9 protein-coding genes are annotated in these 9008 nt (G+C 67.1%); 8 read left to right on the top strand and 1 reads right to left on the bottom strand.

Annotated elements, in window-relative coordinates:
* The first annotated feature begins 130 nt into the window (after window positions 1-130).
* The 8 genes from ACTIIH_RS10440 (at window position 131) to ACTIIH_RS10405 (ending at window position 7651) form a co-directional block, all read left to right on the top strand.
* The gene (locus ACTIIH_RS10440) at window positions 131-1264 is read left to right on the top strand and encodes a GuaB3 family IMP dehydrogenase-related protein (protein WP_441451675.1); all 1134 of its coding nucleotides are present in this window, start codon (window positions 131-133) and stop codon (window positions 1262-1264) included.
* A gap of 54 nt (window positions 1265-1318) precedes the next feature.
* Window positions 1319-2257 (top strand): SURF1 family protein, encoded by a 939-nt coding sequence (locus tag ACTIIH_RS10435; RefSeq protein WP_441451674.1) that lies wholly within the window; start codon window positions 1319-1321, stop codon window positions 2255-2257.
* A gap of 2 nt (window positions 2258-2259) precedes the next feature.
* Window positions 2260-2697, top strand: a complete 438-nt coding sequence (locus ACTIIH_RS10430; protein ID WP_441451673.1) for a DUF3817 domain-containing protein — start codon at window positions 2260-2262, stop codon at window positions 2695-2697.
* Between the two features lie 202 nt (window positions 2698-2899).
* On the top strand, window positions 2900-4483 hold the full coding sequence (gene guaA / locus ACTIIH_RS10425; protein WP_441091832.1) for a glutamine-hydrolyzing GMP synthase: 1584 nt from the start codon (window positions 2900-2902) through the stop codon (window positions 4481-4483).
* A gap of 182 nt (window positions 4484-4665) precedes the next feature.
* A complete protein-coding gene (locus tag ACTIIH_RS10420; protein WP_441451672.1) occupies window positions 4666-5322 on the top strand; it encodes a biotin transporter BioY in 657 nt (218 codons plus the stop codon).
* A complete protein-coding gene (locus tag ACTIIH_RS10415) occupies window positions 5319-6047 on the top strand; it encodes an energy-coupling factor ABC transporter ATP-binding protein (protein WP_441091834.1) in 729 nt (242 codons plus the stop codon). Before ACTIIH_RS10420 ends, ACTIIH_RS10415 begins: the two co-directional genes overlap by 4 nt.
* Window positions 6044-6742 (top strand): energy-coupling factor transporter transmembrane component T family protein, encoded by a 699-nt coding sequence (locus ACTIIH_RS10410; RefSeq protein WP_441091835.1) that lies wholly within the window; start codon window positions 6044-6046, stop codon window positions 6740-6742. Before ACTIIH_RS10415 ends, ACTIIH_RS10410 begins: the two co-directional genes overlap by 4 nt.
* 339 nt (window positions 6743-7081) lie before the next feature.
* Window positions 7082-7651: a cysteine hydrolase family protein gene (locus tag ACTIIH_RS10405; protein ID WP_441091836.1), complete on the top strand. Its 570-nt coding sequence runs from the start codon at window positions 7082-7084 to the stop codon at window positions 7649-7651.
* A 126-nt stretch (window positions 7652-7777) separates the two neighbouring features.
* Here the strand turns inward: ACTIIH_RS10405 and ACTIIH_RS10400 are convergent, their stop codons facing one another.
* Entirely contained in the window at window positions 7778-8959 is a 1182-nt protein-coding gene (locus tag ACTIIH_RS10400) for a glycosyltransferase family 4 protein (RefSeq protein ID WP_441451671.1), read from the bottom strand.
* Between the last annotated feature and the right edge of the window lie 49 nt (window positions 8960-9008).

Raw genomic sequence — 9008 nt, 5'->3', positions numbered from 1 at the left:
AGTTCCTACTCTGCCAGCCAGTCCCAGACCAGCCACCATCAATACTCACAGTAGTCCTGGGAGGGGAGATGGGCTGTTCCTCATAGTGGGCTGAGACCGTGTGCAGAGGGTGGTGGGATAGGCTGTTGGGGTGAGTTCTGAAATCGAAATCGGCAGAGGCAAGCGCGGCCGTCGCGCCTATTCGCTCGACGACATCGCCATCGTGCCCGCTCGCCGCACCCGTGACCCCGAAGACGTGTCCCTGAGCTGGCAGATCGACGCCTACCAGTTCGAGCTGCCCTTCATCGGCGCCCCCATGGACTCGGCCATGTCCCCGGAGACCGCCATCGCCCTCGGTCGATTCGGCGGCCTCGGCGTCCTCGACCTCGAAGGGCTGTGGACCCGGTACGAGGATCCGACCCCGCAGCTGGCCGAAATCGCCCAGCTGCCGGCAGAGATGGCGACCTCCCGGATGCAGGAGCTCTACTCCGCGCCCATCCAAGCCGAACTCATCACCGCCCGCCTCGAGCAGATCCGCGAGGCCGGGGTTACCGTCGCCGGTGCCCTGACCCCGCAGCGGACCCAGGAGTTCTACAAGACCGTCATCGACGCAGGTGTCGACATCTTCGTCATCCGCGGCACCACGGTCTCGGCCGAGCACGTCTCGACTCATACCGAACCGCTCAACCTCAAACAGTTCATCTACGAACTCGATGTGCCCGTCATCGTCGGCGGAGCCGCCACCTACACCGCGGCCCTGCACCTCATGCGCACCGGTGCCGCCGGCGTCCTCGTCGGCTTCGCCGGGGGAGCGGCGGCCACCACCCGCAAGACCTTGGGCATCCACGCCCCGATGGCCACCGCCGTCGCCGACGTCCACGCCGCCCGGCGCGACTATATGGACGAATCCGGCGGCCGCTACGTCCATGTCATTGCCGACGGCGGACTCGGCACCAGCGGCGAGATCGTCAAGGCCTTCGGAGTCGGCGCCGACGCCGTGATGCTCGGCACCGCCCTGGCCCGGTCGACCGAAGCCCCCGGCCGCGGCATGCACTGGGGCGCCGAAGCCCACCACCCGGACTTGCCGCGCGGCCACCGCGTGGAGCTGGGCACCGTCGGCAGCCTCGAACAGGTCCTCTTCGGCCCCGGCCGCACCGCGATCGGCGAGCTCAACCTCGTCGGTGCCCTGCGTCGGGCACTGGCGACCACCGGCTACCTCGACCTCAAGGAATTCCAACGCGTCGACGTCACCGTCTCGCCCTACCAGACCGGTTCGGTGGTCTGACTGTTCCGCCTGGCACTGACTCCCAAATGGCTGGGGTCCCTGTTCCTCGTCCTGGTGCTCGTCACCTGCTTCGTCGGGCTCTCCGCATGGCAGGTCGACCGGGCCCAGCACAAGAACGACGTCGTAGAATCCTCCGGGGTCGATGAGCTCAAGGACTTCAATGACGTCATGAATGCCCAGGCTCCGATGCCCGGCATTCTCGCCGACCAGCGGGTCAGTCTGTCAGGACACTGGATCCCCGACGCTCAGATCGTCGTCCCCGGCCGCGTCCAGGACGGCGAGACCGGGTATTGGGTCGTCACGATGTTCGCCCCCGACGGGGGCCACCTCGGTGAAGGGGTCAAGGTTGCGAACGCCGAGAAGAAGACGATCGCGATTCCCGTCGTCCGCGGTTTCACCACCGATGAGGACACGGCGATGACGTCGACGGCGCGGGAGGGCCAGGTCGAGCTGACCGCGCGGATCGGCCCGATCGAAGGCCCTGTCGAGGGCAATGACCTGCCCGAGGGGCAGGTGCACACGGTCTCGACCTCGCAGATCATCAACCTGTTCCCCGACCTGCTCACCTACTCCGGATTCCTCATTCCCGAAACCGCGGACGGGGCGGCCGCCTCGGTGGGCACCGACGGCCTCGAACAGGTTCCGACCACGACGACGCGCGACGAAGGCGGATTCGATCTGCAGTCGGCGGTCTACGCCCTCGAATGGATCATCTTCGCAGCCATGGCCCTCTACATGTGGTTCCAGCTGCTGCGCGACGACTACTTCCGGCTCCGCCTCGGCGAAGATTCCCAGGAATCGGAGAAGCGCGTCGAGTATGTTGTCGTCAAACCCGCAGGCGACGCGACCATCGACCCCGAGGTGATGTCCGGACTGACCGGACTGCCGGCCCATCGTCACGGTGGACAGAAAACCGGGAAGAGACCCGGGAAGAAGGCCGGAGGCAAGCCCGGCCCGACCGACACCGACGCTTCCACGACCGGAGGAAACTGAGCGTGAGTGAAGAACACGAGTCCTTGGACTCCCGCCCCGATTTCGACGAGAACGAGGTGTGGAGCGTCAAACGCTTCACCTCGGCCCGCAATGCGCTGAAGTTCTACCGCGTGATGGCGTTCATCACCGGCACGATGCTGCTCATCCTCACGGTCGAGATGATCTACAAGTACCTCATCGCCGCCGACTCGGCCACCGCCCTGAATTTCGGCGGCTTCAACCTCGCCGCGGCCATCGCGATCTGCCACGGCTGGTGCTATGTCGTCTACCTCATCGGCTGCTTCTGGCTCAATCAGCAGATGCGCTGGAGCCTCGGCCGCTACCTCATCCTCGCCCTGGCCGGCGTCGTGCCCGTGATGTCGTTCATTTTGGAGCGCCGCATCCACCGTCAGGTCGACGCGGAGCTCGAGGCCGCCGTCGTCGTCGCCCCCAGGTCCTAGGACAGCATCCACCCTCTCTGAGGCGGCCCGCCGTTCCGTGCCCAACCGCAGCGGCGCGGCCGGTCCGGTTCACCGTCACCGTGGCGGTGAACCGGACCGGTCCACCCTCCCCGAGGCGGCCCGTTCGCTCGTGCGCATCCGCACTGCGAGGGGGGCACAACCCGAATTCGGGCCTCCGGTCGCCGACGCTTAGAATTGGATCATGACGCAATCCCAGAGCACGCAGGTGCCCCCTGTCCTCGTCGTCGATTTCGGCGCCCAGTACGCCCAGCTCATCGCGCGCCGCATCCGCGAAGCCGGTCTGTACTCGGAGATCATCGCCCACGACGCCCCGGCGTCCGAGTTCGCCGCGAAGAGCCCCGTGGCCATCGTGCTCTCCGGTGGCCCCTCGAGCGTCAATGACGCCGGCGCACCGAGCTTCGACACGTCCGTGTTCGACCTCGGAGTGCCCACGATGGGCATCTGCTACGGCTTCCAGCTCATGTCGACGGCACTCGGCGGACGCGTGGCCAAGACCGACAAGCGCGAATACGGATCGACCCCGGTCTCCGTGGCCCAGACCGGAGCACTGCTGGCCGAAACCCCGGGCAACTACACGGTCTGGATGTCCCACGGGGACTCCGTCGCCGAGGCGCCCGACGGCTTCGACGTCCTCGCCTCCACCCCTGACACTCCCGTCGCGGCCTTCGAGTGCGCGGCGAAGAGGTTCGCCGGCGTGCAGTGGCACCCCGAGGTCCTCCATTCGGAGAACGGGCAGAAGATCCTCGAGAACTTCCTGTTCAACGTCGCCGGCCTCACCGCCGACTGGACGAACGAATCCGTCATCGACGAGCAGGTCGAACTCATCCGCGCCCGCGTCGGCAACAAGAAGGTCATCTGCGGCCTGTCCGGCGGAGTCGACTCCTCCGTGGCTGCAGCCCTGGTCCACAAGGCCATCGGGGACCAGCTCACCTGTGTCTTCGTCGACCATGGTCTGCTGCGTCAGGACGAACGCGTCCAGGTCGAGAAGGACTACGTCGACTCGATCGGCGTCCGCCTGGTCACCGTCGACGCTCGTGAGCAGTTCCTGTCCCAGCTCGCCGGGGTCACCGACCCGGAGGAGAAGCGCAAGATCATCGGCCGCGAGTTCATCCGCACCTTCGAGACCGCTGCCGCCGACCTCGTGCTCGAGGCCCAGGAGGGCGAGGGCGAGGAGATCGCATTCCTCGTCCAGGGCACCCTCTACCCCGACGTCGTCGAATCCGGCGGGGGATCGGGCACTGCGAACATCAAGAGCCACCACAACGTCGGCGGCCTGCCCGATGACATCCAGTTCCAGCTCATCGAACCCCTTCGCGCCCTGTTCAAGGACGAGGTCCGCGCCATCGGCCGCGAACTCGGCGTGCCCGAGGTCATCGTCTCCCGCCAGCCGTTCCCCGGCCCCGGCCTGGGCATCCGCATCATCGGCGAGGTCACCGAGGAGCGCCTGAACACCCTGCGCAAGGCGGATGCGATCGCCCGCGCAGAGCTGACGAAGGCCGGCCTCGACGGAGAGATCTGGCAGTGCCCGGTCGTGCTCCTGGCCGATGTCCGCTCCGTCGGCGTCCAGGGCGACGGCCGCACCTACGGCCACCCCGTCGTGCTGCGCCCGGTCTCGAGCGAGGACGCGATGACCGCGGACTGGACGCGCATCCCCTACGATGTGCTCTCCGTGATCTCCAACCGCATCACCAACGAGGTCGATGACATCAACCGCGTCGTCCTCGACGTCACCTCGAAGCCTCCGGGCACCATCGAATGGGAGTGATCCTCCGCGACCGTTGAGGGGGTCCTGCGCACGTGAACGTGCGCACACCCTCGCCGAGGCGGCCCCGACCGGGACCCCGACTACCGTTCCTGAACACCGTTCAGTTACAGTGGGAGGGTGCTCGGGGCCGCCTCGGGCGTCCCCGATCCCGGTCGGGGAGGATCACGACCGATGGAGTACTCATGACACCGACCCACAGCACCACCTCGGCGGGGACCATCCGTCCTCGCTCGGCCGGCAGCGATATCGCCCTCGTCGCGGTCTTCGCGGCGATGCTCGCCGCCTTCGCGATGATGCCGCCGGTCCCGGTCGGTCCCCTCGGTGTGCCGATCACCCTGCAGACCTTCGCCATCGCCCTGTGCGGCATGGTGCTCGGACCCTGGCGCGGCTTCTCAGCCACCCTGCTCTACGTCGTCCTCGGGCTCATCGGACTCCCGATCTTCTCGGGAATGCGCGGCGGAATCGGCGTCCTCGCCGGCCCGAGCGCCGGCTATATCCTCTCCTTCGCGCTCTACGCCCTCCTCGCCGGACTCATCGCCCGCTGGGCCGTGCGTCGCTTCAGCGGAATGAAGCTCGGTGTGGTGCTGTTCCTCGGCGGCTTCGGCGGCAGCCTCCTGCTCAACCACCCGCTGGGCATCCTCGGCATGTCGATCAACGGCGACCTGCCCCTCGGCGTCGCCGCGGTCGCGGACCTCGCCTACTGGCCCGGTGACATTGTCAAGAACATCCTGGCTGCCTCGGTGGCGGTGCTCATCCACCGTGCGTTCCCTGATGTGCTGCGTCGTCGCGGCATCAGCGTCGAATCGGTGGCGACCGGTCAGGAGCGGGACGCGAAGTGACTCGTGAGATCCGGTTGAGCGACGTCGGCGTCGGAGTCATCGACGACGGACCCGACGGCGATGTCGTGCGCCCGATCCTCACACACATCACCCTCACGCTCACCGAGGATGTCGTCGCCGTCATCGGCGCCAACGGTTCGGGGAAGTCGACCCTGCTTCAGCTGTTCAACGGGCTGGTCACCGCGAATGCCGGTGAGGTCCTCGTCGACGGTTTCGACCCGCGCCGGCAGCCGGCGAAGGTGCGCTCTCGCGTCGGTTTCGTCTTCACCGATCCGGCCGCGCAGCTGGTCATGCCCACCCCGATCGAGGACATCGAACTGTCCCTGCGCAAGTCCGTGCCCAAGCGTGAGCGGCGGGCCGCGGCCCTGGCGGTGCTCGACGAACTCGGCATCGCCGACCTGGCCGAACGCAGCGTCTACGAACTCTCCGGCGGGCAACGGCAGCTCGTGGCATTGGCCGCAGTGCTTGCTGTCGATCCGCAGATCCTCGTCCTCGACGAGCCGACGACCCTTCTCGACCTGCGCAACAAGGAGCGCCTGCGCGTGCATCTGCAGAACCTCGTGTCCAGGCGCGGGGTGCGCGTCATCCTCACCACTCATGACCTCGAGTTCGCGCAGATCGCCCAGCGGGCGATCGTCGTCGACGACGGTCGGATCGCATCCGATTCCACCCCCGCCGAGGCGGTCGCCGCCTACCGGAATCTCATCATGAGCGATACGTCATGAGTGGGAAACGCCCTGTCGGGGCCGGCCATACCAGCGTTGGTGCCGGTGACACCGGAACGACGTGGCGAACGAACGCCGGCATCAAGGCCAGGCCGCAGCTCTTCGGGAAGGTGGCGCATCCTCGGGGATGGCTGCATTCGGTGCCGACGGGGGTGAAGTTGGCGGTGATCGCCGTCGTCGGCATCGTCGCGCTCATCTTCCGCGACGCGGTCATCAACTGGTCGATGTTCGCTGTCCTCGTCGTCGTCGGCTTCACCGCCCGGCTGCGGGTGAAGCACTTCCTGCGCACATGGATCTATGTGGCGGTGCTCGTGGCCATCGTCATGGGGCTGCAGTACCTGTTCGGATCCATGGAGTCGGGTCTGGCCGTCGGCGGGACCGTGTTCGCCTGTGTGCAGGCGGCCCTGATCCTCACCTTGACGACGTCGGTGGCGCAGCTGCTCGACACGTTCACGGTGCTGGTCTCACCCTTGCGCTTCGTCGGCGCGAACACCGAGGCGATCGCACTGACCGCGAGCCTCATGGTCCGCGCGATCTCGCATATCTCCGGTCTGCTCGGCGAGGCCGAACGCGCCGCCCGGGCCAGGGGACTGGACTCGAGCATCAAGGCCCGAGTGGTGCCGGCGATCCTGCGGTCGGTGAAATACGCCCAGGACACCGGTCGGGCACTCGATGCCCGCGGCATCGTGGACTGACCGTGTCCGTCGACCGCTCGGTGAGGGGGAAGTGTGTATGAGCGGCTTCAAAGTTCATACGTGGTGATTGTGATCAGTGCGTATGCATCTTGAACCCGCGGGTGCTTCTTTCCCGGAGGTATGCAATGAGGCTTCAGGTGGTGATCCGTTCGCACCAGGCCAGTCGGCAGTCCGTGACCTGCAGCGACAGATCCGCGCCCTGGGTGAAGCGGCTCGGTGGGCAATCAGACGATGAGCCCGAAGACTCAGCCCATCTGAAGATCGGTCTCAGCGGATCATCCGGTATGAGGAGTAGCCTCGGCGACAGAGGGGACGAACCCCACCCGAACCGAAGGAGACATGATGACCGGCACCGCGAACACCGTCCTGCTGGCCATGGATTTCCAGAACGGCATCGCAGGCGACGACGCATTCGCCGCGACCGGTGTGCTCGAACGTGCACGGGACGCCGTCGCCGCAGCCCGCAGCCACGACATCCCCGTCGTCTGGGTGCGAGTGGCCCTGCGCGAGGGACACCCGGAGTTGGCGGCAACGGCATCGTTCGCGCAGATCGCCGCCCATGGTGACCTCGATGAGGCGCATGCCTCGACGAGCATCCACGACACCCTCGACCGTCATCAAGGGGAACCGATCGTGACCAAGCGGCGCATCAGCGCCTTCACCGGCAGCGATCTCGAGGTGCTGCTGCGCGGCTACGGGGCGACGTCGCTCGTGCTCGCCGGTGTCGCCACGAGCGGAGTCGTGCTCTCGACGGTGCGTCAGGCTGCCGATCTCGACTTCGAACTCACGGTGCTCTCCGACGCCTGCGCCGACCGCGACCCCGAGGTCCACCAGGTGCTCACCGAGAAGGTCTTCCCCAAACAGGCCAGCGTGCGCACAGTCGCCGACTGGACGGCGGGCCTGGGCTGAGTGCATCAGCTTCTCTGCGTCGACCGCTCACCTCAGCGTCCAGCGCTCACCGTACAGCTTGATACAGCGACGGTAAGGTGAGCGGTCGGTGAAAGGGCCGCCGACTGTCAGGCAGCGCGGGCACTGTCAGTAGGGCAGAGGGTTCTCCAGCCCGGAGTTGACCATCGAGCTGAACCCGCGGCCGAGCACCTGCGGGGCGGGATTCTCAATCGCCCGCGAATAGTGGCCGACGAGCTGTGAGCACACGCTCTTCCAACTCCTCGCCTGCACCTGCTCACGGCCGGCGACCCCGAAGGCCCGACGTTTCGCCTCGTCGCCGAGGAGGTCCGTCGCATGCGCTCGCATGGCCCGCAGGTCCTTCGGGGTGTAGAGCCACCCGGTGCGCGATGAGTCGACGAGGTCGAGCGGGCCGCCTCGGGCGGGAGCGATGACCGGCACCTCGGAGGCCATGGCCTCCTGGATGGTCTGGCAGAAGGTCTCGAGCTCACCAGGGGCGACCATGACGTCGAAGCTCGCCACCGCTTGGGCCAGGGCATCCCCGCCGAGGAACCCGGTGAAATGCGCCTCCGGCAGCAGCCGCTGCAGACGCATCCGCCAAGGGCCGTCACCGACGATGACGACCTTCGTCCCGGGCAGGTCGGTGAGCGCGGCAAGGTCGTCGACCTGCTTCTCCGCGGCCAACCTGCCGACGAAGCCGATGATCTTCTCCCCCTCCGGGGCAACGCTTCGACGCCACGCCTCGGACCGGTGACCCGGGTCGAAGCGGGAGGAATCGACCCCACGGGCCCACAGGACCACCTCGGCGACCCCGAGCCCTTCCAGCTGATCGACCGTGTACGACGACGGGGCCAGCGTCAGGGAGGAATGCTGGTGGATATTGCGCACATGGTTCCACAGCATGGCTTCGATGCCGTGCATGCCGTATCGGGCGGCATAGGCGGGTACCTCGGTCTGGTAGATCGCCACGGTCGGCAGATTCAGCGCCTGGGCGGCCAGCACCCCGCGCCAACCGAGGACGAACGGGCTGGCCAGGTGGACGACGTCCGGGGCGAAGCGCTGCAGCAGCCGGCGGATGCGGGTGACGCCGCCGGGAGCCACACGGATGCGCCGGTACTTCGGCAAGGCGATCGAGGGGACCCGGACGATGCGGGCGCCGGCGACCTCCTTCGGACCGTCCCTGCGCGTGCCCGGAGCGATGACGAGGACCTCGTCACCGCGGTCGGCCAGATGGTCGAGGACCCGCAGGAGTGAGTGGGTGACCCCATTCATATTGGGGAGGAAGGATTCTGCAATGATCGCTACTCTCACGGTTCCCAGCTAAAGCCTGCCGAGTGACGAATGCGTGACCCGAAGGCGA

The organism is Brevibacterium sp., assembly GCF_052105255.1.
GTDB lineage: Bacteria > Actinomycetota > Actinomycetes > Actinomycetales > Brevibacteriaceae > Brevibacterium > Brevibacterium linens_B.
The sequence above is the reverse complement of the archived record's forward strand: the minus strand, read 5'-3'. Positions and strand labels throughout refer to the sequence as shown.

Bases quoted from the DNA above. Each gene is read 5' to 3' on its own strand.
- ACTIIH_RS10420 (WP_441451672.1), top strand. From the start codon at position 4,666: ATGACACCGACCCACAGCACCACCTCGGCGGGGACCATCCGTCCTCGC.
- ACTIIH_RS10410 (WP_441091835.1), top strand. From the start codon at position 6,044: ATGAGTGGGAAACGCCCTGTCGGGGCCGGCCATACCAGCGTTGGTGCC.
- guaA (WP_441091832.1), top strand. From the start codon at position 2,900: ATGACGCAATCCCAGAGCACGCAGGTGCCCCCTGTCCTCGTCGTCGAT.
- ACTIIH_RS10405 (WP_441091836.1), top strand. From the start codon at position 7,082: ATGATGACCGGCACCGCGAACACCGTCCTGCTGGCCATGGATTTCCAG.